Source organism: Rickettsia endosymbiont of Rhinocyllus conicus (assembly GCF_964026465.1).
Lineage (GTDB): Bacteria > Pseudomonadota > Alphaproteobacteria > Rickettsiales > Rickettsiaceae > Rickettsia.
In genome coordinates, this window is sequence record NZ_OZ032155.1 from 1,333,946 (window position 1) to 1,357,149 (window position 23,204).

Below are 23,204 nucleotides of genomic sequence, written 5' to 3' on the forward strand. Positions count from 1 at the left end.
TCAAGAGCAGCATTATATACTCCTCCTAAAAGAAAATTTTAATAGTTTTATTTAATGATTCTTAAGATGTCACTTCAAGTTTTACATTAAGACATAAAGATCTAAATTCTTTTATCATCACGTTAAATGATTCAGGAATACCAGATTCAAAATTATTTTCACCACGCACTATAGAGTCATAAATCTTAATTCTACCATTTACGTCATCTGATTTAACAGTTAACATTTCTTGTAAAGTATAAGCAGCCCCATATGCTTGTAATGCCCAGCATTCCATTTCCCCAAAACGCTGACCACCAAAATGCGATTTTCCTCCAAGAGGTTGCTGAGTCACTAAACTATAAGGACCTATAGAACGAGAGTGAATTTTATTATCTACTAAGTGATGTAGCTTTAATAAATATTTCTGCCCTACAGTTACTAGGCGATCAAAATACTCACCAGTTCTACCATCAATTAGCTTTACTTGCCCTGAAAGATCTTGACCTGCAAGCCTTAGCATATCCTTAACGTCTTCAACCTTTGCACCATCAAATACTGGAGTTGCAAAATATACTCCCTTAGCAGCTTCATTACAGAATGCAATAATTTCTTCGTCAGATTTTTCAAGTATATAATTAATATTCTCACCATATAGCTCGATTAAAAACTTCTTAATCTTCTCAATACTTGCATGTTTAGTTTTATGTTCTTCTACTAACCCTGCTATTTTTTTTGCTAGATTCACTGATGCCCAACCAAGATGAGTTTCAAGCACCTGCCCTATATTCATACGAGAAGGAAGACCTAAAGGATTGAGAACAATATCAACTACCGTCCCATCTTCTAAGAATGGCATATCCTCTTCTGGCACAATACGTGAAATAACACCTTTATTTCCGTGTCTTCCTGCCATCTTATCACCAGGTTGTAATTTATGCTTAGTTGCAATAAATACTTTTACAACTTTTAAAGCACCTTGAGGTAAATCATCTCCGCTTTGTAATTTTTCTACCTTAGTAGCGAACCTTTTATTAAGAGCTTCTTTTTTGCCATCATAATGACCTTTTAGCTGTTCTATTTCGTTCATTACATTTGCATCTTCAACAGTAAACTGCCAAAGTTGTCCTTTAGATAAACCTTTTAATATTTCGCTTGTAATAGTTTGCCCAGTCTTTACTGTCTTAGGACCATTAATACTTATCTGTCCTACTAAAAGCTTCTCAAGCCAACTAAATACAAAATGCTCGATAATTTCTAATTCATCATCACGGTCTTTTGCTAATTTCTCAATTTGTTGTTTTTCAATAGCAATAGCACGCTGATCTTTTTCAACACCTCGACGAGAGAATACTCTTACTTCTACTACCGTTCCGCTAACCCCGGAAGGAACATGCAGCGATGAATCTTTCACATCAAAAGCTTTTTCTCCAAAAATAGCTCTCAGTAATTTTTCCTCAGGAGTAATAGGTGATTCACTTTTCGGCGTTACTTTCCCTACTAAAATATCTCCTGCTTTTACTTCTGCACCTACGTAAATTATCCCGACTTCATCTAAATGACGCAGAGCTTCCTCGCTTACGTTCGGTATATCACGAGTAATTTCTTCCGGACCAAGGCGAGTATCTCTTGCTATTACTTCAAACTCTTCAATATGAACAGAAGTAAAGACATCTTCTTTTACTATTCGTTCTGATATTAGAATTGAATCTTCAAAATTGTATCCATTCCAAGGCAAGAAAGCGACTAAAACATTTCTGCCTAAAGCAATTTCACCATTATCGGTACTAGGTCCATCAGCTATAATATCATTCTTCTTAACATAATGACCAACCTTAACTAAAGGCTTTTGATTGATACAAGTATTATGGTTAGATTTTTGGAATTTTAATAAGTTATAAATATCAACTGAAGGGGCACTTTCGGTTTTTTGACCAATAGCTCTAATTACAATTCTATTTGAATCTACTTGTTCAACTATACCATCATTTAATGCAAGTACAGATGCTCCAGAATCTTTTGCTACCACTCCCTCAACTCCTGTACCTACAAAAGGTGCATCGGTTTTAATTAAAGGAACCGCTTGCCTTTGCATGTTTGATCCCATCAAAGCACGGTTAGCATCATCATTTTCTAAGAACGGTATAAGAGAAGCTGCAACAGATACAACCTGCATAGGCGTTATATCAATGAAGTCTACTTCATGTGGCTCTACCATTACAAAATTGCCACCTTCAACTCGGCAATTAATAAATTCGCCCTGCAATACTCCATCTTTATCAACCTTAGAATTTGCTTGACCGATCTTATACTTCCCTTCTTCAATAGCTGAAAGATATACTACTTCATCGGTTACATGTCCGTCTTTGACTTTTCTATATGGGCTTTCTATGAAACCATGCTTATTTATTCTAGCATAAGTTGCCATAGAGTTAATTAGTCCGATATTTTGACCTTCAGGTGTTTCAATAGGACAAATACGACCATAGTGAGTTGGGTGCACGTCACGCACTTCAAAACCTGCTCTATCACGACTAAGACCACCAGGACCTAATGCTGATAATCTTCTTTTATGAGTTATTTCAGACAATGGATTTGTTTGATCCATAAATTGGGATAATTGCGAAGTGTTGAAAAATTCCTTTATTACTGAAACCAAAATTTTAGAATTCACTAAATCGTGAGGCATTACTGTATCAATATCACCTGCCGACATTCTTTCAACCACTGACTTTTCCATCCGGACAAGACCTATTCTGAATTGATTTTCTATCAATTCACCAACCGATCTAACTCTTCTGTTACCTAAGTGATCAATATCGTCTATAATCCCTTTGCCATCTTTAAGCTCTACTAAAACTCTTAATATATTTTTTATATCATCTGTAGTTAAAACAGTAGTTTCATCAGAGATATTTAGTTCTAACCTTGAATTCATTTTTATTCGACCTACTTCTGAAAGATCATATCTTTCAGGGTCAAAGAATAAATTATAAAATAAACTTTCAGCAGCTTCAATATTAGCAGGTTCACCAGGTCTTAATACTCTAAAAATATCAAATAATGCTGATTCACGATCCTGGTTTTTATCAGAAAATAAAGTATTTCTTATATATGGACCGGATTGAGGATTAATTACTAGTACGCTAATATTTTTAATTTTCAGATCACTAATTACACTAAGTAACTCAACAGTAACCATTTCGCCGATTTTTGCTAATACTTCACCGCTTTCAGGATCTTTTAAATCCTCAGATAAATATTTACCAATTAAAGCTTCATGAGATACTAAAATATTATTAAGCCCTTCCCCAGCATATTTTTTAACTAAACGAGGAGTAATTTTTTGTCCTGCTTTAAGTAAAACATTTCCTGTATCAGCATCTATTAAATCACTTGTTAATCTATGTGCAGTAATATGGCTAGGCATAAATTTAACTGCCCATCCCTTATTTTTAACCACTTTATAATTTACTGAATCATAATAAAATTTTATAATTTCCTCTGTGCTCATGCCTATTGCTTTAAGCAAAGTAGTAGCATAAAGTTTTCTTTTTCTATCTATTCTAAAATAAATAATATCTTTAGCATCAAACTCTAAATCAAGCCATGATCCTCTATATGGAATAACACGTGCAGAATATAAAAGTTTTCTAGAATAGTGAACTTTGCCCTCATCATGATAGAAAAACACCCCAGGTGAGCGATGCATTTGCGATACAACTACCCTTTCTGTACCATTAATAATAAAAGTACCATTTTTAGTCATTAATGGGATGTTACCCATATATACTTGTTGTTCTTTGATACCTTTAATCTCTCGGCTACCAGTATCTTCGTCTATATCCCAAATACTTAACCTTAAGGTTACCTTAAGAGAAGAATCATAACTTAAGCTTCTTTGAGTGCATTCCTCTACATCATATTTTGGAGTATCAAATTCATATTTAACGAATTCTAAGTTAGCAATATTAGAAGAGATAGGAAAAATTGAATTTAATATAGATTGTAAGCCTTTATTTTTTCTTTCGGAATCTTTTGTATCTAGCTGTAGAAAATTTTTTTCATATGAATTTTTTTGAATCTCAATTAAATTCGGTATATCTGCTACTAAATTTATATGACCAAAATTTTTTCTTACTCTTTTATTATGTAACAAGGGTTGTACTTCAATATTATCCCTTAATGAAACCATATAATCTCCTGACTGATAAAAAATTAACTATCAACATTGAAGTTAATAGTTAAAGAAACTTAAATAGACTTAATTATTAAACTTTATTAACGCAAGCATTATGATAAGATTTTATAAAATCTTGTCTTAATACTGGAAAAACAAGGAAAATAATAGCTTAAGGTGGCTTTTGCTATCATTTTTATACTGTAAATCTTTTTAATATAACTTACGGTAAATCTTCACTTATAATTAAGGACAAGTCTTACTAGAGCCCTAATCTTTTTAGTCGAATTTAAGATTAAATTCTTATCTTAAATCTGCATCATTAACTTTTAATTTTTAATGCTTAGAGTTTAAGTTATTAACGTAAATACGGTTTTACAGTTTCATAACTTAACTACATTAACTAAAATTTTTGTTAAATGAAGATAATTTTGATAAAAATTTTTAATGGTAATTTTTAACTTAGCGTTAACTACTAGAAATTACTAACAAATCACTTTATAAAAAAGTAATTCATTAACAAAATAGCTAAAAGCCTTATTTAAATTTAACTACTAAAATAAGGCTTTTAAAAATTCTAATAAGCAATTTTAAATTTTATATTAACGTAAAAAATTTATTATAAAAATAAAATTACTTTAATTCTACTTTTGCTCCAGCAGCTTCTAATTTGCTTTTAATTTCTTCTGCTTCTGCTTTTTTCACATTACTCTTAATTGGCTTTGGAGCTTCATCAACTAATTTTTTAGCTTCAATTAAACCAAGACCTGTAATTTCTTTTACAACTTTAATTACTTCCACTTTTTTATCACCACTAGCAGCTAAAACTACTTCAAAATCAGTTTTTTCAGCAGCTGCTTCAGCAGCAGGAGCGGCGGCAGCTGCTACAGCTACAGGTGCTGCTGCAGATACACCCCATTTTTCTTCTAACATTTTTACAAGCTCAGCTGCTTGCATTAATGTTAAAGATGATAATTGTTCTTCAATTTTAGCTAAATCTGCCATAATTTTTTCCTTTTTACTTTTATATATTATTATCTGAATTAATTTTTACTAGCATTTGCTTGTACTACCCTGGCTAAGCTTGAAGACGGTGCTTGTAAAACACCTGCAATCTTAGTAGCCGGAGCTTGTAATAACCCAACAATTTTACTTCTAAGCTCATTTAATGAAGGTAACTTAGAAAGTTCTTTTATTGAATGTTCATTTAATACTTGTTTATCGACTATACCGCCAACAATCTTAAGATTTTCATTGCTTTTAGCAAAATTAACTACTAACTTTGCCATTTCAACCGGTTCTTTAGAATAAACAATAGCGGTAGGACCCGAAAATAAGCTTACGATATCATCAAGACCTGCTTTATTTGCTGCTATTTTTGCTAAAGTATTTTTTACAACTTTAAAACCTGCATCCTTAGACTTAAGAGACTCCCTAAGTGAATTGACTTCACTAACAGTTAATCCGTGATAATGAGCAACGATTACAGATGGTGAATCTTTATAAATACTTGCTATTTCTTCTACAACTTCCGGTTTTTCTGATCTTAACACTCTATTAATTCTCCTTGTTACAACACTTGAGATGTTTCTATATTTTTCTTAATAACTTATTATTTATTAAGATAGCTATTTTTTTATACTTTATTAGTCTACTTACAAAAATTTAGATTAATATTTGAAGTTTTACTTTAAGCTATATTTATAAAATTTAGTACAAATAAGTTTAATATATATTAGACTTTGCATAAATCAATAAGTTAGATAGCTAAAAAATATAGACTCAAATGTATTATGCTATACTAGCTAAATCTATTTGTACTGATGCACCCATAGTAGAAGATAAATATATTGCTTTTAAATAACTTCCTTTCACTCCAGTAGGTTTTGCTTTAACTACTGCATCAATAAACGCTTTCAAATTTTTTAATAAATCTTGATCTGGAAAAGATAATTTTCCAAGACCTGCGTGAATTATACCTGCTTTTTCTGCTCTATATTCTACTTGACCGCTTTTAGCATTCTTAACAGCACCCTTAATATCTAATGTCACAGTCCCGAGTTTAGGATTCGGCATTAAACCTTTTGGTCCTAAAATTCTTGCAACTGAACCTATAGCTGCCATCATATCGGGAGTAGCTATACATACATCGAAATTGATCTTACCAGCTTTAATTTCATCAATAATATTGCTTGAGCCTACTAAATCTGCACCAGCAGCTTTAGCTTCTTCTTCTCTTTCCTCTTTACAAATAACGGCAACTCTTACAGTCTTACCTGTTCCTGCTGGTAAATTCACTACACCACGTACCATTTGATCAGAATGTCTTGGATCAATTCCAAGCTTCATAACTATTTCTAAGGTTGGATCAAATTTAACATAAGAAGCGGATTTTAATCTCTCAACCGCAGTTGTTAAATTATATAAACTATCCGATCTTACTTTAACGCGTGCTTCTCTTATTTTCTTACCGCCGCTAGATTTTATAGCAACATCTTTGTTATTTGACATAATAATTAATTCCCTACAACTTCAATTCCCATGGATGCTGCACTACCACAAATAATCTTTGTTGCAGCTTTAATATCTTTTGTATTTAAATCAGGCATTTTTAACTTTGCAATCTCACGGCAATCATCCATAGTGATTTTACCTACCACAGCTTCCTTTTTAGTAGCCCCAGATCCTTTGGTGACTTTAGCATATTTCTTTATAAGATGAGATGCCGGCGGTGTTTTAACTATAAAAGTAAAACTCTTATCTGCATATATAGTAATAACAGTTGGAAGAGGCGTCCCTTTTTCAATACCTTGTGTAACAGCATTAAAAGCTTTACAAAATTCCATGATATTAACTTTTCTTTGTCCAAGCGTTGACCCTATAGGAGGAGCAGGGGTAGCTTCACCAGCCTTTACATAAAAGTTAATATGACCTTCTATTTTTTTTTGTGCCATTTACGAATATCCTTCTTTTCTCTCTTAATCATAGCCTTAAATTTTTTTATCTTTAAAGATAATCAAATAATAATTCTATTCATTTATTTACATTAGTCGTTTTTCTTTACTTGGGTAAAGCTCAACTCTATCGGAGTTGCTTTGCCAAATATTGATACTGAAACTTTTAATCTAGCTTTTTCTTGGTCTACTTCTTCTACAGTACCTGTAAAGGTTTCAAAAGGTCCTTCTGTAACAGTCACTATTTCGCCGACCTCGTATAATTTCGCATCTTTTGCTTCTTTAGCTTCGGTTTCTAATCTAATATTCTGTATTTCGCTTTCCGTAAGAGCTTTTGGAGTAGTTTTACTACCTAAAAAGCCTGTTACTCCTGGTATATTTTTTACTAAATGCCAAGATTTATCTGTCATATTCATTTTTATTAGAATATAACTAGGCATTAATTTTTTTTCTACCTTGACGTTTTTACCGCGTTTAACTTCGGAAACACCAAAAACCGGTACTAATATATCATCAAAAAAATCTGACATTTTTTGCTTGCTAATTCTCTCAAGCATCACTCGTTTTATACGATTTTCTGCTCCTGATGCAGTATGTATAACATACCACTTTTTTGTATCTTTTTCAGAATTTGACAATATATCATCTATATTTTGTTCTGCCACAATTTATTCCTTGATAACTTATTTACCGATGTTAAGTAAAATTTGTATTATATTATGTATACCATAATCGAGCACTAAACAAATTAGGCTAAAAACAAAAACCGCTAATATGACTACTAAAGTCGAAGCAGTTAACTCTTTTTTAGTGGGCCAAACTACTTTATAAGCTTCTTGTTTAACTTGTTCAAAAAACTTGTATATTTTATATTCTTTAAACATATTTATAAGTTATTTTATAGTAAAAACCCTATTACTTGTAATGGCAGGAGCGACAGGCATCGAACCCGCAACCTCCGGTTTTGGAGACCGGCGCTCTACCAATTGAGCTACACTCCTATCATATTTTAAATAAAAAATCAACAAAATTTATTGGAAACCTTTTTATTTAAATATAATATTTTTAATTTTAAGCTAATAATAAATATTATTTTTTAGCTTTAATAGTATCTGCAACTTGAGTTGGCACTTGATCATAATGATTAAATACCATACTATACTGAGCTCTACCTTGCGATAAAGATCTAAGCGTATTAACATAACCAAACATTTCAGCTAAAGGAACATATGCCTTGATCACTTGAGCATTACCTCTTGGCTCCATACCTTGAACTTGTCCTCTACGACTATTTAGATCACCAATAACATCACCCATATACTCATCTGGTGTAATCACCTCAACTTTCATAATAGGTTCAAGTAATTTAGGATTACCTTTAGGCATCCCCTCTCTAAATGCTGCTTTTGCTGCAATTTCAAACGCAAGTACACTAGAATCTACATCATGGAAAGCACCATCAATTAATGTAGCTTTAAAATCGATCATCGGATAACCTGCAATTACGCCTGTTTCCCTAATGTTATTTAATCCTTTTTCTACACCAGGAATATATTCTTTAGGTACAGCACCACCAACAATTTTACTTTCAAAAATAAAACTCTTATTTTTATCTTCTTCTTTTAGATCTTTTACATCTTTTAGAGGTTCAAAAATAATTTTTACACGTGCAAATTGACCTGCACCACCTGATTGCTTTTTATGGGTATAATCAATTTCGCAAGCTTTAGTAATTGTTTCACGATATGCAACTTGAGGAGCTCCAATATTTGCTTCAACTTTAAACTCTCTTCTCATACGATCGATGATGATCTCTAAATGAAGCTCACCCATTCCTTTAATAACAGTTTGCCCTGTTTCTTGATCAGTTGAAGTTCTAAATGAAGGATCTTCAGCTGCTAAACGAGAAAGAGCTAGTCCCATTTTTTCTTGATCGACCTTTGATTTAGGCTCTACCGCAAGCTCAATAACTGGCTCAGGGAATTCCATTCTTTCTAGAATTACTTTTTTATCTTCATCTGATAATGTATCACCAGTAGTGGTATCTTTAAGCCCTGCTAATGCTACTATATCACCTGCTGATGCTTCTTTTACATCCTCACGGTTATTAGCATGCATTAATAGCATTCTACCTATTTTCTCTCTTTTATTCTTTACAGTATTAATAACAGTTGTCCCGGAAGTAATCTTACCTGAATACACTCTAATAAAAGTTAATGAACCAACAAACGGATCATTCATAATTTTAAATGCTAAGGCAGAAAATGGCTCAGAAACAGAAATAGGGAAATCTTTTTCTTCACCTGTACTAACTTCAACGCCCTTTACTGTAGCAATATCAATAGGTGATGGTAAATAATCTACTACAGCATCAAGTAGAGGCTGTACACCTTTATTTTTAAATGCACTACCACATAAAACTGGATAAAAAGCTGCCGTAATAGTACCTTTTCTAATTAATTTTTTAATCTCTTCTTCAGTTACTTCTTCACCAGACAAATATTTTTCCATGATTTTATCGTCTAGTTCAACAACCATATCAAGCAAATTAGCACGATATTCTTCTGCTTTTACTTTCAGATCATCAGGAATTTCTTGATAAGAATACTCAGCACCTAAAGACTCGTCTTTCCAAACTATTGCTTGCATTTTAACAAGATCAACAACTCCTTTGAAATTTTCTTCAATACCTATTGGAAGCTGAATAACTAAAGGTTTTGCTCCTAAACGATCCTTGATCATGTCAACGCATCTATAAAAATCCGCTCCCATTCTGTCCATTTTATTGACAAAACACATTCTAGGAACATTATATTTATCAGCTTGTCTCCATACTGTTTCAGATTGAGGTTCAACACCTGCAACGCCGTCAAATACTGCAACAGCACCATCAAGAACACGTAAAGAACGCTCTACTTCGATAGTAAAGTCAACGTGTCCAGGAGTATCAATAATATTAATTTGTTTATCTTGCCATCTACAAGTAGTAGCAGCCGAGGTAATTGTTATACCACGTTCTTGCTCCTGCTCCATCCAGTCCATGGTAGCACCGCCCTCATGAACTTCACCTATTTTATGGGATTTACCTGTATAATATAGAATACGTTCTGTAGTAGTAGTTTTACCTGCATCAATATGAGCACATATACCGATATTACGGATATTTTCAAGCTTTTTACTCATATTTAGTTACCCTGCTTTGTTTTTTTAGGGCTAAAGTGTGAGAAAGCTTTATTAGCTTCAGCCATTTTATGGGTGTCTTCTTTCTTCTTAATAGCAACACCTCTATTATTTGAAGCTTCAAATAATTCTTCAGCGAGTTTATCAATCATCATTTTTTCAGAACGTTTTGTTGCCGCTGTAATAATCCAACGAGATGCAAGAGCATAGCCTCTTCTTTCATCAACCGGAGTTGGAACTTGATAATTAGCTCCACCTACTCTTACAGAAGTTACTTCCAAATATGGCTTTACATTATTCATAGCATTATTGAAAGTCTGATACGGATCAGCTTTATGTTTCTTTTCAATTTTATCGAAAGCAGAATAAACTATTTTTTCTGCGAGAGCTTTTTTTCCCTCTTTCATAATATTATTGATAAACCTAGAAAGTAAAACACTGTTATACTTCATATCAGGTAAAATTACTCGCTTTTCTGCGGCGTGACGACGTGACATTTGACTTTTTCTCTCTAACTAATAATTATTTTTTTGTAGCTACAACTTGTTTACGAGGAGCACCATAACGTGAACGACCTTGTTTACGCCCTTTAACTCCGGCAATATCATAAGCACCGAGTACCACGTGATATTTTACCCCTGGAAGATCAGGAACCTGCCCGCCTCTTACTAATACTCTATCGTGCTCTTTCACACTATGCTTTTCACCAGGAATATAAACATTTACTGTTCTTTTATTACTTAAACGCACAGTTGCTACTTTACGAAGAGCTGAGTTAGGCTTTTTAGGAGTAACAGTTTTTACTACTAAACAAACTCCACTTTTAAAAGGATTAGCCTCTAACGCAGGAGATTTAGTTTTACGAACTTTTGATTTTCTTCCAAAACGTACTAATTGATTATATGTTGGCATTAAAAAAACACTCCAAAAAAAACTTACATATACGATGATTAAAGGGCAAAAACTACTTTTGCCCTTTGAATTTTAAATGATTTTACAAATGCAAATAATATATTTACACTGTCAAATTAAATTACACTAAATTTAAATTATAATTACTTTTTCCATAAAAGCAAGTATGTTTTAACTAACAATTAGTTTTTTCTCTATTATTCTTGCTATAAAACTTATTAGCATCACTAAAATATAGTAACAACAAGCGGCAACAATCATGGGGAAAAAATAATTATACGTCTCAAGCGATACAATTTGTGCTCTTTTCATCAAGTCCATTTCTCCAAACATTGAAATAATGGCTGACTCTTTGATTAAATTGATAAGCTCATTGGTTAGCGATGGAAAAATATTTTTAATTGCTTGTGGCAAAATTATATCTTTCATAATCAAAAATTTGGGGATAGCAAGAGCTTCTGCCGCCTCAAACTGCCCTTTATCAACTGCATTAATTCCTGCTCTTATTACTTCCGAAACATAAGCACCTGAATTAAGAGAAAAAGAAATAGCACCTGCCATAAATACAGTAAATTTAATACCTATATAAGGTGAGGCAAAATATATAATACTTAATTGGATTAATAAAGGCGTACCTCTAAAAATAGAAGTATAAAAATCTGCAAAAAGTCTTAACGCACGATTTTTATTTACCTTACATAGTGCTAGCAATATTCCTATAACTAGACCAAATATAACAGCAATAACGCTATATTTCAAAGTAACCAAAGTCCCTTCTACGATAAAAAGAATTTTTGGAGAAAATTTTATTAAATATTCAAGCATGTTTTTTGTGTTGTTAGTTTGCCAGTGTAGATACTAAATTGTCATTGCGAGAAGCGGAGCGACGTGGCAATCTCAGGAATTTTATACTACTTCATGAGATTGCTTCGTCAAAACTTACAGTTTTTCCTCGCAATGACAATTTTTTAATACACCCTTTTCGCCGGTGGAATTGCTTTCACTTCATCACTCAAAGTAGTTAAAGTAACAGGTTTGTAATCAAGCACCACCTTGCCGGATTCATCAACCCCGCTAAGAGTGTGCTGCATCCAATCTTTATCATTACGATCGGGATAATCTTCTCTTGCATGTGCTCCTCTGCTTTCTTTTCTTGCAGCTGCTGAATATACAGTTACTAAAGCTTGATCAAGTAAGTTATCTAGCTCCAAGGCTTCAACTAAATCGCTGTTCCAAATTAAAGATTTATCATTAATTTTTATATCTTTATAACCGCTTCTTATCTCGCTAATCATTTCTGCCCCCTCATCTAGCACTTCTTGAGTTCTAAATACTGAAGCATGACTTTGCATAGTTCGTTGCATTTTGAGCCTTAAATCTGCAACCGAAATATTACCACTACTATGACGAATTTTATCAAATCTACTAATAATTTTTTCAAGTGATTCTTCTGATATAGGCTTATGCGGACTTGCTGGCTTAATAAGCTCAGCTGCTTTTAGTGCTGCACTTCTGCCAAATACTACTAAATCAAGCAAAGAATTTGATCCTAGACGATTAGCACCATGCACCGATACACAAGCAGCTTCACCGATCGACATAAGACCTTTTACTACGCTATTATGGTTTTTGCCGTCTTTAATTATTACCTGACCATGATAATTAGTAGGTATTCCGCCCATATTATAATGCACTGTAGGAAGTACTGGTATCGGCTCTTTGGTTACATCAACACCAGCAAAAATTTTAGCTGTTTCAGAAATACCAGGTAAACGACTATGTAAAATTTCAGGTGATAAATGATTTAAATGCAGGAATACATGATCTTTATGCTCTCCAACTCCTCGTCCCTCACGGATTTCGATAGTCATCGCTCTTGAAACCACATCCCTTGAGGCTAAATCCTTTGCAGCCGGTGCATAACGTTCCATGAAACGCTCACCATTAGCGTTAACAAGATAACCACCCTCACCTCTAGCTCCCTCTGTTATAAGACAACCAGCTGAATATATTCCGGTCGGATGGAACTGGACAAACTCCATATCTTGCAGCGGCAAGCCTGCTCTAATCGCCATACCACCCCCGTCACCCGTGCAAGTATGAGCCGAAGTTGCTGAAAAATAAGCACGCCCATATCCGCCCGTTGCAAGTACTACATTATGTGCTCTGAAACAATGCAGACTACCATCATCTAAATTCCATGCAACTACCCCTCTACATTCACCATCTTCCATTAATAAATCAATAGCGAAATATTCGATAAAAAACTGTACTTTATGCTTTAATGATTGTTGATATAAAGTATGAAGTATAGCATGTCCAGTACGATCTGCTGCTGCACATGTACGTTGTGCTGCCTTGCCTTTGCCGTACTCGGTAGTCATACCGCCAAAAGGACGCTGATAAATTTTTCCCTCTTCGGTTCTTGAAAAAGGTACGCCGTAATGCTCAAGCTCTAAAATCGCATCCAGAGCATTCTTGCACATATATTCGATTGCATCCTGATCACCTAACCAATCAGAACCTTTAACTGTATCATACATATGCCAACGCCAATCATCCGCTCCCATATTACCAAGAGCTGCACTAATACCGCCTTGTGCTGCAACAGTATGGCTACGAGTAGGAAAAAGCTTTGATATACAAGCCGTATTAAGACCCTCTTTAGCCATACCGAACGCAGCACGTAAACCTGCCCCGCCTGCACCTACGACTATTACGTCAAATTTATGATGAATTATATTATACGATTTGGTCATTAAGTTAATTTTCTATTTTTAAATGTTTGTATGGGTTTCTTCCACTATTGTCACCCCGTGGCTTGTCCACGGGGTCCAGCTAAAAATACTAATAATATTAGTATTTTTTATTATTTTCTGGATGCCGTGGTCAAGCCACGGCATGACACATTTATTAATTATCCTTTATAAAACACAGCTACTATAAAAGCTATGATAGTTAGAATACTAAATAGCTTCACTGCTATAATTAATGTATTCCGTAACTTGTTGCAGCTTATATAATCCTCTATTACTACCTGCATTCCAAGCATGGCATGATATAAAGAAGTAATTACTGCGATTAATAAAGGTATTAAATTAATAGGTCTTTTCAGTTCCCAAATAATAATATTTACATCACTGTTTTTATGGGCTAGCGTAAAATATAGTAACCATAAAGAACACAACACTAATATAATAGCGGTAATTCTTTGTAGCAACCAATGATGTGAACCACTTTTAGCAGAACCAGTATTTTTTGCTTTTACAATCTCTGCTCTAAAATCATATGTCATTAATTTTCTCTAAACACATTTTTTTTGTTATTAAGTATGTCATCCCGCGAGCTTGTAGCGGGATCCAAAAAACGCCCTCGGTGTCATCCCGTGGCTTGTCCACGGGATCCAGTAAAAATATAAACGCAATAACTTCTTAAAATTAAAAGCTCGATTTATCTCGCTTTAGGCTGGATCCCGTGGACAAGCCACGGGATGACAAGCCCCATCAACAACACCAGCAAACCATGAGATGACAAATAATATTACTACACCCACAACAATATCGTAAATAAGACAGAACAAATAACCACACTCCAGCCTGTTAAATTAACTGCTTTTATAGAAAAGCCTAATCCAATATCCCAAAATAAATGCCTGATGCCGTTACATAAATGATAAAACCAAGCAAAGCTAGTTAGGATCAAACATATTTTTATAATGCAACAACAATTAGCTAGCTGTATATAATTACTATTAAATTTACTGAGAATAAACCACCATGCCAAAATTGAAACTGCAAAAAATAAAGCTACCCCTGTCATACGATGCAAAATCGATAAGGTAGAACTTATTTGCGGCTTATATATAGTTAAATGCGGCGAAATCGGACGCTTATTATAAATTTCTTGTTTGGTCTTAGTCATATTATATTATTGGTTTGTATTATACTTTTAAGACGAAGCTTTATTTGGAAAAGAGCAAGGCGTTTTGAAGCTTTTAACCGCAGCGTACATATAGTACGTGAGGATTAAAAGCAAAAAACAACGTAGCCAATTTTTCAAATAAAGCGAGTATTACTTTCTCTCGAGCCAGTACCCTTCAGCAGGTGCTAGATCATCCGCCACCGCTCTTCTATCATCAAAAACAAAGCACTCACCTTGCCATAAATTATTCTTATTTTGTGTATCTTCTAGATATTGCAATATACCACCTTTTAAGTGATATACCTCTTCATGTCCCATACTTTTCAGTAAGCTAGTAGATTTCTCACAACGTATGCCGCCGGTACAGAACATTGCAATTTTCTTACCTTTAAGTAATTCAGCATTTTGCTCAGCCCATGCCGGAAATTGTTTAAATGTTTCAGTATAAGGATTAATTGCCGATTTAAATGTACCGACTTCCACTTCATAGTCGTTACGTGTATCCACTACTATAACATCTTGTTTCGTAATGAATTCATCCCAATCTTTTGTCTCTATATACTCGCCTTTAAACAGATTAACATTTAAATTGTCAACATTCATCGCAACGATTTCTTTTTTAAGCCTGACTTTTAACTTTTGAAAAGGATGTATTTCACTGTAATTTATTTTAACATTCACGTCTTTCGCATTAGTTAGTTTTTTTAATTCCTCAAGTACAAGATTTACACTTTCATATGAACCTGAAAAAGAACCATTAAAACCTTCTTTCGATAATAAGATAGTACCTTTAACATATTTTCTTTTACCGACAAATAATAGTTTCGGTATTAAGCTTTCCGGCTCTTCTATATTTACAAAACTATATGCACTTAAAATTGCAATTTTTTCACTCATAAATTATGGTATTGGTTGTTTTTATTGTCATTGCGAGGAGCAAAGCGACGTGGCAATCTCATAAAAATCTCCTAAGATTGCCACGCTCCTTACAGTCGCTCGCAATAACGTATTTGGTATCCACGCAGATAACACCGCCACGACATGATACTTAATTAGTAACCGATAATGGCACGAACATACTACTATCACCTCTCTCAATCAAAAGCAAAATATTTTGCTTTTCTGATTTTTTAGCATTTTCATATAATTCTTCTAGTTTATTTATATCGCTTATGCTTTCTTGGTTAACATTACTTACTAAATCACCAACTCTAAAGCTACTATCTTCTTCATCAACATTCGTAATAACTAATCCTACCTTATCATCAGATATAGCAAATTTTTGCTTTAACTCCTCAGTCAAGTTACTAAAAGTGATATTACTTTTTACAATAGACGTGCCATTATCTTCTTTCTTGGTAACTTTTTCTATATTTTCTTCTACAGCTTCTTGTTTAACTTCCTCATTATCTGAAGTCATTTTTATTGGTAGTTCTATTGTTTCTCCGTCTCTTAATACTTTTACTTTCACTTCTTGATCGACAGGAATATCAGCAACAATTACACGTAATCTTTTAGTATTTTTAACTGTCTGCCCTGCAAATTCTAATATTATATCACCTGTTTTGATGCCTGCTTTATCACCTGGATCATCTTTTTGGATTTTAGCAACCAACACACCATTAGTGTCTTTTAGCCCTAATCCTTCTGATATTTCTTCGGTCAAATCTTGTATTGTTACACCAAGACGACCTCTATTTATTTTACCATCTTTTTTAAGACGCTCAATTATAGGCTTTGCAGTATTTGAAGGAATAGCAAAACCAATACCTATATTAGTGCCAAGCGGTGAAAAAATTGCCGTATTTACACCAATTACTTTTTGATCCAGATTAAACATAGGACCACCAGAATTGCCGTTATTAATTGCCGCATCTGTTTGGATAAAATTATCGACTATATTGTTAGTGTCAATATCAATATCCCGTCCTTTTGAAGAAATAATACCCGCAGTAACAGTACCACCAAGATTACCGAAAGGATTACCGATTGCAATAACCCAGTCCCCTACTCTTGCATCATTTGAATCACCAAATTCGACGAAAGGCAGCGGTTCCTCAACATCTATTTTTAAAAGAGCTAAATCAGTTTTAGTATCACTACCTATTAGTTTAGCTGGTAATTCAGTGTTATCAGCTAATTTTACATTAATTTTACTAACATTAGCAATCACGTGATAATTTGTAACTATCAAACCATTAGGTTCAATAATAAAGCCAGAACCGAGCGGCATCGCTTTTGGAGTAGGGTCAACTTCTTCAAGGTTAAGAGGTATGTTAAGACGTTCTAGAAAATCATTAATGAAATCCAGAGGTTTTTTTTCTTGTAAAGGATCTTTTTCTGCAGCTTCTGCCTTACTATTAACATATTCTATAGTAGAAATATTAACAACAGCAGGGATTAAAGGCTCAACTATATCAGCAAAACTATAACGTGATGCATTATTTACTTTTAGAGGTATGGAATTTATTTCAGTAAACTCACTTTCCTCCTCCAAATCTATTGCTTTTGAAGATTTATTATTTTCTTTCGCTAAAACATTGTTATTAAATATTAAAATTATTATAACAAAAAATATTTTCAGATTCATATACTACTTAGCTAAATTAAGATATTTTAAAACTTCAGCATCGGGCGAAATGATAAAATTAGTATCTTCTTTCTTTAAAGAATTTTTATATACTAAAAGCGACTTATAAAATTTGTAAAATTCCGGATCGGCAGAATAAGCAGAATTATATATTTTAGCCGCTTTCTCGTCACCATCACCTTTGATAATTTGGGCATCTTTGTAAGCTTTAGCAAGTATTATCTTACTTTCCTTATCGGCTTTTGAGCGAATACGAACACTTTCTTCTTGCCCTTCTGCCCTAATTTGTGTCGCTTCTTTTTCACGAGCAGTTTGCATACGACGATAAATAGCCGCACTATTTTCCTTTGGTAAGTCAGCTCTTAGAATTCTAACATCAACCACATCAATACCGAAGCTTTTAGCTTCGCCGTCTACTTGATTTAAAATATTAAGCATTACATTACTACGCTCTTGCGATAATAAACTACTTAGTGAAATCTTACCTATTACTTTCCGCATTGAAGATTCAAGGTTACGAGTCAGCCTAATTTTGACTCCCTGATAATCATGAACAGTTTTATAAAACATTACAGGATTATTAATTTGAAACTTAGCATAAGCATCAACAATAACTCTTTTACCATCAGCAGCCGTTAACTCTTTTGCTTCAACTTCAACATCTAAAAGACGCTTATCAAAAAATTCAACATTTTGAATTAACGGAACTTTAATATGTAGTCCAGGTTTTTCTATGGTTCTTACTGCTTCACCAAATTGGAATACTACAGCAGAGTGACGTTGATCAACTGAAAATAGTGAGCTAGAAATTAATATCAGCCCAAAAATAGCCGTAAAAATTATATAGTAAATCTTTTGCATTTAATTTAACATTTTTTATTGTTTAATTAGCTTCGTCATTGCGAGGAGATTCGTAGAATCGACGTGGCAATCTCATGAAACAATGCGATACTCCTGAGATTGCTTCGTTAATTACTTCGTAATTTCCTCGCAATGACTGGATGACACTACATCATCACTTAATAGACATATGCGGTAATAGAGCATTATTAATAATAGTTTTACTTGAACCACTTAATACTTCTTCAGCTACTTCTAAATATAGCCTGTCTCTAGTTACTTGCTTATTTGCAGCATATTGGTTATAAATTGCACTAAATCTTTGGCTATCTCCTTCGGCCTTTGATATTATTTCCTCTCTATAGGCTTCTGCTTCTTCTATAATTCTAGCTGCTGCCCCTCTAGCTTCCGGTAATACTTTATTATTATAGGCTTGAGCTTGATTTATTTCTTTTTCTTTATCTGCTTTTGAAGTTTGCACATCTCTATAAGCATCTATTACCTCAGCAGGTGGCTCAGCTTTTAATAATTGCACCTTTTCAATCATTACTCCAACGTTATAACTATCTAGAATTTTTTGTGCTAATGTTTCTATTTTATGAGTAATTTCCTGCTTCTGATCAGATAATACCCAAGAAATAGGCGTGTTCCCTATCACTTCTCTAACGGCACTTTCTACTGTTGACTTAACTGTTTCTTCAGGCTTTTGTACGTTAAACATAAAATCCTCAAGATTACTAATATGCCACATTACGTCACAATTTAAAGCAACAATATTCTCATCACCAGTTAACATAATACTTTCACCGGCAATATTTTTGGTATCACCACCACTACGCACAGAATTATTTGTACGATATCCAATCTCAATTCGTCTTGATTGTTTAACTTTCTCGACTATTTCTTTTTCAAATGGAGCAGGTAAACGATAATTAAGACCAGCGTAACCTTTACGAACAAAACGTCCAAACCTTGTTACAGCCGCTTCTTCACCCTCTTTTACTTCATAAATACCTGAGGCAAGCCACAAAATAAAAGATGCTAGAGCAACTAAAATTATTGTTTTTGTACTGAAATTAAATTGATTTTTTCTTGGTCTTGTGAATATGTTATCATCTTTATCGTTATCAAAATCTTTCCACGGAGATTTTTTGAAAATTAGGATATATTTTTTACTAAGCATTTGCTTTTTATATTAATTTTGAAATTTGAAGATTTAGTGATTATATATATTATAGTATTTAACGTCAAGTTGCGAACTTATAGCAGACTTAAAAAGGAAATTTAATTATGGCTGATTTACACCAAAACCAAATTATCGATAAACTGCATAATATTGCTTTTAAAGACGGTACTTTTTTAAAACAAGTTATATCAAATATTATAATTAAACATAATAATGTTGGTTTTTCAATAGATATATCAGGCATTGACAAATTAGAAGCAGAAGAAATAAAGAATGAAGCAATTAAAAAGCTTAATGAAATAGTCGGCATAGGTAAAATAACTATTGTTTTTACTGAAAGTAGAATAGTGGAAAAAAAACCTCAAAAACCCAAACATTTTGTAGAGAATGTTAAAAAGATTATCCTAGTCGCTTCAGGTAAAGGAGGAGTCGGCAAATCTACTATTTCGGCTCTTATTGCTCAGCAATTAAGTTTAGAGAATTACCGAGTTGGCATAGTTGATGCTGATATTTATGGACCTTCAATTCCCCATATATTTGGTATTAATGAAGTGCCGCAAACAGTCAATGGGCGAATAATACCGGTAAGAGCAAAAAATATCGAAGTAATATCTATAGGCTTCTTCGTTAAAGATTATTCCGCAATTATTTGGCGTGGTCCTATGGCTAGTAAAACTATTTATCAATTATTATCAGTGACAAAATGGGATAGCCTTGATTATTTAATTATTGATATGCCACCAGGGACAGGGGACATTCATTTAAGTATGCTGGAGAATTATCATTTAAACGGCGTGGTAATCGTTACTACTCCGCAAAAAATGTCGGAAATAGATGTCGTACGCTCGATAGATTTATATCAAAAATTAAATTTACCGATACTCGGAATAATCGAGAATATGAGCGATTTATTTGATGGTAATAGTGGAAGTCATTTATCACAAAAATATAACATACCTTTAATAGCCCAAATTCCTGTTATGTCAAAAATAGCCTATGCTTGCGATAAATCACTCCCGCTTACCGACTTACTAACATTACCTTTAAAGGAATATTTATGATCTGGGTGTTTACAGATAGTAGAACGGGAAATAACCACCAAGCAATTTCACTTGCTGAAAAATTAGCAGAAGAATATACAGTCATTAGGCTTGAATATAATTGCTTAGCCAAGTTGCCGAATTTTTTACTTAAATATTATCCTATTCATATAAAAAAAGAGATATTACAAGATATTACGGCGAAACCTTTGCCTAGCATAATTATTACTGCTGGAAGAAGAACGGCAGCTTTAGCATTTTATTTAAAAAACAAGTTAAAAAAAGAAATTAAACTGATTCAAATAATGCAACCTAATTTATCTTATGAAGTGTTTGAGGCGGTGATCTTGCCTTATCATGATCAAGATCATTGCGAGCGACTGCAAGGAGTGTGGCAATCTCAGGACTTTTTCACTAGATTGCTTCGTCAATGCTATGCATTTCCTCGCAATGACGATTTCATCATCCCAATAAACGGAGCTATCAATAACGTAACTGCTAAATTTGCTACAGCAGAGGCAGAACTACAAAAACATTATCCTAAGCTTAAAGAATTTATTGCCATAATAATTGGCGGGAATAATAAAAAATTTAATTTTACCGAAAAAGAAGCTATTCATTTTTCTTCATTGTTAAAAAGAATATATGATAATCAAAAAACTCCTTTTTTCATTAGTTTTAGCAGACGCACACCTGACACAGTAAAATCAATTATTAAAAATAACATGCCGATTTCAACAATTATATATGATCCAACTACTGATACAGGGTTTAACCCATATATCGCTATGCTCGCTAAAGCAAAATATATAATCTCTACAGCCGATTCTATATCAATGTGCAGCGAGGCAGCTTCAAGCGGCAAACCTCTTTATATATTCTGCCCTTCAAATTTTAATTCTGCAAAGCACAAAATTTTTGTAAAAAAACTGGTTGAGCTGAAAATAGCAAAAATGTTTGATGAGTCTGTAACGAAATTAGAAGAGTATAGCTATCCACCTTTAGATGAAGCTGAAAGAGTTGCTGAGATTATTAAACCTTTAATATAAAAGCTGGTAATTAAATGAATAAAGATATACAATCCTACATATTTATCAAAAAGCTAAAATCTTTACCATTTATCGAAGAAATATGGCTTTTTGGTTCTCGTGCTAGAGGCGATAACAACGAGCGTTCCGATATTGATCTTGCTATCATTTGCCCTAATATTACAGATCAAGAATGGTTAAAAGTTGTAGATATTATAAATGATGCTGATACGCTTTTAAAAATAGATTGTGTCAGGTTCGATAACACGAAAATAAGCCGTGAGCTTTATGAAAATATAATAAGAAATAAAAAGATTTTATATGTTAAAAATAAATATTAAACTTAAAACAAAACTTGAAAACTTTCGTAAAGCTTTTATAGCACTTGAAGCTATTTATTTAAAACCAATCACAGAAGATCGTGCTTATATAGACGCAACAATTCAAAGATTTGAATTTACTTTTGAACTTGCTTGGAAATTTTTAAAAGAGTATTTTGCTCAAATGGGTATAGTTCTTAATTATCCCAAAGAAGTCATTAAAGAAGCTTACGCAGTGGGCATTATAAATGATGAAGATTTATGGATTCACATGCTTCTTGATCGTAATATGACCTCATACACCTATAATAAGAAGCTTGCCGATGAAATTTATGAACATATCAAAAATTATACTCCTGAATTTAAGAAGTTGCTAAGTATTATTGATTCAGTGACTTTATAATACCTTGTAAAGTTTGGACTTCAGGGGTGGAAAGGTTATTGATACGCATAAATATATTGGTAATATTTTGCTGCATGGAGTGTTTCTTGTCAGGGGCTTTAAAGAATCCGGCTTTGTCTAATTTTCCGAATAAATTTGTTAGGAAATGATCTATTTCTTCTTTAGTAGCAAGTTTTTGAATATTATAAATATCTTCTCTTGATGCAGAATTACGAAATAATTCATAACATACAATAATAACTGCTTGTGCGATGTTTAGCGAGCTAAATTCTGTAGTATTAATAGTGATAATCTTATTGGCAAGCGATATTTCTTCATTACTAAGCCCATTATTTTCCCGCCCAAACATTATCCCGACTTTTGCAGAATTCGGATAATCGGTAGTCAAATTTTGTGAAAATACATAATCTTTATTCATCGCTCGCTTGATGCAAGTAGTCGCATATAAATATTCGAGGTCTTTAATACATTCCTCTAAGCTATTATAAATTTTTGCATCATCTATAATATTTACTGCTCCAACTGCATTATTGCGGGCTTGTTCGTTTGGCCAACCATCTCTTGGGGTTATTATTCTAAGCTCATCTAAGCCAAAATTCTTCATGGCTCTTGCGGTAGCACCGATATTCTCACCCATTTGCGGTGCGACTAATATTATTATAGGCTTCATT

22 protein-coding genes, 1 tRNA gene and 1 pseudogene are annotated in these 23,204 nt (G+C 33.3%); 4 read left to right on the forward strand and 20 right to left on the reverse strand.

Features of this window, described 5'->3' with window-relative positions; translation table 11 throughout:
* Positions 1–61 precede the first annotated feature (61 nt).
* From rpoB to hflK, 19 genes are all read right to left on the reverse strand, one after another.
* Positions 62–4,174 (reverse strand): DNA-directed RNA polymerase subunit beta, encoded by a 4,113-nt coding sequence (gene rpoB / locus AAGD54_RS07175; protein WP_341794475.1) that lies wholly within the window; start codon positions 4,172–4,174, stop codon positions 62–64.
* A 618-nt stretch (positions 4,175–4,792) separates the two neighbouring features.
* Positions 4,793–5,164, reverse strand: coding sequence for a 50S ribosomal protein L7/L12 (gene rplL, locus AAGD54_RS07180; protein WP_341794476.1), 372 nt, complete (start codon positions 5,162–5,164; stop codon positions 4,793–4,795).
* Positions 5,165–5,202: 38 nt separating this feature from the next.
* On the reverse strand, positions 5,203–5,712 hold the full coding sequence (gene rplJ, locus AAGD54_RS07185; RefSeq protein ID WP_341788377.1) for a 50S ribosomal protein L10: 510 nt from the start codon (positions 5,710–5,712) through the stop codon (positions 5,203–5,205).
* Positions 5,713–5,950: 238 nt separating this feature from the next.
* The gene (gene rplA / locus AAGD54_RS07190) at positions 5,951–6,670 is read right to left on the reverse strand and encodes a 50S ribosomal protein L1 (protein WP_341788378.1); all 720 of its coding nucleotides are present in this window, start codon (positions 6,668–6,670) and stop codon (positions 5,951–5,953) included.
* 5 nt (positions 6,671–6,675) lie between these two features.
* Complete coding sequence (rplK, locus tag AAGD54_RS07195) at positions 6,676–7,113, reverse strand: 50S ribosomal protein L11 (protein WP_341788379.1); 438 nt, start codon at positions 7,111–7,113, stop codon at positions 6,676–6,678.
* Between the two features lie 92 nt (positions 7,114–7,205).
* Positions 7,206–7,778, reverse strand: a complete 573-nt coding sequence (gene nusG / locus AAGD54_RS07200) for a transcription termination/antitermination protein NusG (RefSeq protein ID WP_341788380.1) — start codon at positions 7,776–7,778, stop codon at positions 7,206–7,208.
* 18 nt (positions 7,779–7,796) lie between these two features.
* Positions 7,797–7,997 carry a preprotein translocase subunit SecE gene (gene secE / locus AAGD54_RS07205; RefSeq protein WP_341788381.1) on the reverse strand — a complete coding sequence of 67 codons (201 nt, stop codon included), beginning with the start codon at positions 7,995–7,997 and terminating at the stop codon, positions 7,797–7,799.
* 41 nt (positions 7,998–8,038) lie between these two features.
* A tRNA-Trp gene (locus AAGD54_RS07210) sits at positions 8,039–8,114 on the reverse strand.
* A gap of 88 nt (positions 8,115–8,202) precedes the next feature.
* The gene (gene fusA, locus AAGD54_RS07215; protein ID WP_341794477.1) at positions 8,203–10,296 is read right to left on the reverse strand and encodes an elongation factor G; all 2,094 of its coding nucleotides are present in this window, start codon (positions 10,294–10,296) and stop codon (positions 8,203–8,205) included.
* A gap of 2 nt (positions 10,297–10,298) precedes the next feature.
* The gene (gene rpsG / locus AAGD54_RS07220; protein WP_341788383.1) at positions 10,299–10,790 is read right to left on the reverse strand and encodes a 30S ribosomal protein S7; all 492 of its coding nucleotides are present in this window, start codon (positions 10,788–10,790) and stop codon (positions 10,299–10,301) included.
* Positions 10,791–10,815: 25 nt separating this feature from the next.
* Positions 10,816–11,205 (reverse strand): 30S ribosomal protein S12, encoded by a 390-nt coding sequence (gene rpsL, locus AAGD54_RS07225; protein ID WP_341788384.1) that lies wholly within the window; start codon positions 11,203–11,205, stop codon positions 10,816–10,818.
* A 171-nt stretch (positions 11,206–11,376) separates the two neighbouring features.
* On the reverse strand, positions 11,377–12,030 hold the full coding sequence (locus AAGD54_RS07230) for an amino acid ABC transporter permease (protein ID WP_341788385.1): 654 nt from the start codon (positions 12,028–12,030) through the stop codon (positions 11,377–11,379).
* Between the two features lie 143 nt (positions 12,031–12,173).
* Positions 12,174–13,964, reverse strand: a complete 1,791-nt coding sequence (gene sdhA, locus AAGD54_RS07235; RefSeq protein ID WP_341794478.1) for a succinate dehydrogenase flavoprotein subunit — start codon at positions 13,962–13,964, stop codon at positions 12,174–12,176.
* A gap of 158 nt (positions 13,965–14,122) precedes the next feature.
* Entirely contained in the window at positions 14,123–14,500 is a 378-nt protein-coding gene (gene sdhD, locus AAGD54_RS07240) for a succinate dehydrogenase, hydrophobic membrane anchor protein (RefSeq protein ID WP_341788387.1), read from the reverse strand.
* A gap of 248 nt (positions 14,501–14,748) precedes the next feature.
* A complete protein-coding gene (sdhC, locus tag AAGD54_RS07245) occupies positions 14,749–15,126 on the reverse strand; it encodes a succinate dehydrogenase, cytochrome b556 subunit (RefSeq protein ID WP_341788388.1) in 378 nt (125 codons plus the stop codon).
* Positions 15,127–15,276: 150 nt separating this feature from the next.
* The gene (locus AAGD54_RS07250; protein WP_341788389.1) at positions 15,277–16,023 is read right to left on the reverse strand and encodes a rhodanese domain-containing protein; all 747 of its coding nucleotides are present in this window, start codon (positions 16,021–16,023) and stop codon (positions 15,277–15,279) included.
* Positions 16,024–16,174: 151 nt separating this feature from the next.
* Positions 16,175–17,716: a Do family serine endopeptidase gene (locus AAGD54_RS07255; protein WP_341794479.1), complete on the reverse strand. Its 1,542-nt coding sequence runs from the start codon at positions 17,714–17,716 to the stop codon at positions 16,175–16,177.
* Positions 17,717–17,719: 3 nt separating this feature from the next.
* A complete protein-coding gene (hflC, locus tag AAGD54_RS07260; RefSeq protein WP_341788390.1) occupies positions 17,720–18,577 on the reverse strand; it encodes a protease modulator HflC in 858 nt (285 codons plus the stop codon).
* A 154-nt stretch (positions 18,578–18,731) separates the two neighbouring features.
* Entirely contained in the window at positions 18,732–19,739 is a 1,008-nt protein-coding gene (hflK, locus tag AAGD54_RS07265) for an FtsH protease activity modulator HflK (protein ID WP_341794480.1), read from the reverse strand.
* 107 nt (positions 19,740–19,846) lie between these two features.
* On the opposite strand from hflK, the gene AAGD54_RS07270 reads away from it, so the two are divergent.
* From AAGD54_RS07270 to AAGD54_RS07285, 4 genes and pseudogenes are all read left to right on the forward strand, one after another.
* Positions 19,847–20,803 (forward strand): Mrp/NBP35 family ATP-binding protein, encoded by a 957-nt coding sequence (locus AAGD54_RS07270; RefSeq protein WP_341788392.1) that lies wholly within the window; start codon positions 19,847–19,849, stop codon positions 20,801–20,803.
* Positions 20,800–21,841: pseudogene (locus AAGD54_RS07275) on the forward strand (mitochondrial fission ELM1 family protein). Before AAGD54_RS07270 ends, AAGD54_RS07275 begins: the two are co-directional and overlap by 4 nt.
* 4 nt (positions 21,842–21,845) lie before the next feature.
* Positions 21,846–22,151: a nucleotidyltransferase domain-containing protein gene (locus AAGD54_RS07280; RefSeq protein ID WP_341788394.1), complete on the forward strand. Its 306-nt coding sequence runs from the start codon at positions 21,846–21,848 to the stop codon at positions 22,149–22,151.
* Complete coding sequence (locus AAGD54_RS07285; protein WP_341794482.1) at positions 22,132–22,533, forward strand: HI0074 family nucleotidyltransferase substrate-binding subunit; 402 nt, start codon at positions 22,132–22,134, stop codon at positions 22,531–22,533. Before AAGD54_RS07280 ends, AAGD54_RS07285 begins: the two co-directional genes overlap by 20 nt.
* Here AAGD54_RS07285 and AAGD54_RS07290 read toward each other — a convergent pair.
* Positions 22,511–23,203 (reverse strand): RNA methyltransferase, encoded by a 693-nt coding sequence (locus AAGD54_RS07290; protein ID WP_341788396.1) that lies wholly within the window; start codon positions 23,201–23,203, stop codon positions 22,511–22,513. The genes AAGD54_RS07285 and AAGD54_RS07290 overlap by 23 nt on opposite strands.
* Position 23,204 lies beyond the last annotated feature (1 nt).

What these genes read in the sequence shown, in the direction of transcription:
- rpoB (WP_341794475.1), bottom strand. Translation starts at nt 4,174, where the DNA reads ATGGTTTCATTAAGGGATAATATTGAAGTACAACCCTTGTTACATAAT.
- rplL (WP_341794476.1), bottom strand. Translation starts at nt 5,164, where the DNA reads ATGGCAGATTTAGCTAAAATTGAAGAACAATTATCATCTTTAACATTA.
- rplA (WP_341788378.1), bottom strand. Translation starts at nt 6,670, where the DNA reads ATGTCAAATAACAAAGATGTTGCTATAAAATCTAGCGGCGGTAAGAAA.
- rplK (WP_341788379.1), bottom strand. Translation starts at nt 7,113, where the DNA reads ATGGCACAAAAAAAAATAGAAGGTCATATTAACTTTTATGTAAAGGCT.
- secE (WP_341788381.1), bottom strand. Translation starts at nt 7,997, where the DNA reads ATGTTTAAAGAATATAAAATATACAAGTTTTTTGAACAAGTTAAACAA.
- fusA (WP_341794477.1), bottom strand. Translation starts at nt 10,296, where the DNA reads ATGAGTAAAAAGCTTGAAAATATCCGTAATATCGGTATATGTGCTCAT.
- rpsG (WP_341788383.1), bottom strand. Translation starts at nt 10,790, where the DNA reads ATGTCACGTCGTCACGCCGCAGAAAAGCGAGTAATTTTACCTGATATG.
- rpsL (WP_341788384.1), bottom strand. Translation starts at nt 11,205, where the DNA reads ATGCCAACATATAATCAATTAGTACGTTTTGGAAGAAAATCAAAAGTT.
- AAGD54_RS07230 (WP_341788385.1), bottom strand. Translation starts at nt 12,030, where the DNA reads ATGCTTGAATATTTAATAAAATTTTCTCCAAAAATTCTTTTTATCGTA.
- sdhA (WP_341794478.1), bottom strand. Translation starts at nt 13,964, where the DNA reads ATGACCAAATCGTATAATATAATTCATCATAAATTTGACGTAATAGTC.
- sdhD (WP_341788387.1), bottom strand. Translation starts at nt 14,500, where the DNA reads ATGACATATGATTTTAGAGCAGAGATTGTAAAAGCAAAAAATACTGGT.
- sdhC (WP_341788388.1), bottom strand. Translation starts at nt 15,126, where the DNA reads ATGACTAAGACCAAACAAGAAATTTATAATAAGCGTCCGATTTCGCCG.
- AAGD54_RS07250 (WP_341788389.1), bottom strand. Translation starts at nt 16,023, where the DNA reads ATGAGTGAAAAAATTGCAATTTTAAGTGCATATAGTTTTGTAAATATA.
- AAGD54_RS07255 (WP_341794479.1), bottom strand. Translation starts at nt 17,716, where the DNA reads ATGAATCTGAAAATATTTTTTGTTATAATAATTTTAATATTTAATAAC.
- hflC (WP_341788390.1), bottom strand. Translation starts at nt 18,577, where the DNA reads ATGCAAAAGATTTACTATATAATTTTTACGGCTATTTTTGGGCTGATA.
- hflK (WP_341794480.1), bottom strand. Translation starts at nt 19,739, where the DNA reads ATGCTTAGTAAAAAATATATCCTAATTTTCAAAAAATCTCCGTGGAAA.
- AAGD54_RS07270 (WP_341788392.1), top strand. Translation starts at nt 19,847, where the DNA reads ATGGCTGATTTACACCAAAACCAAATTATCGATAAACTGCATAATATT.
- AAGD54_RS07280 (WP_341788394.1), top strand. Translation starts at nt 21,846, where the DNA reads ATGAATAAAGATATACAATCCTACATATTTATCAAAAAGCTAAAATCT.
- AAGD54_RS07285 (WP_341794482.1), top strand. Translation starts at nt 22,132, where the DNA reads ATGTTAAAAATAAATATTAAACTTAAAACAAAACTTGAAAACTTTCGT.
- AAGD54_RS07290 (WP_341788396.1), bottom strand. Translation starts at nt 23,203, where the DNA reads ATGAAGCCTATAATAATATTAGTCGCACCGCAAATGGGTGAGAATATC.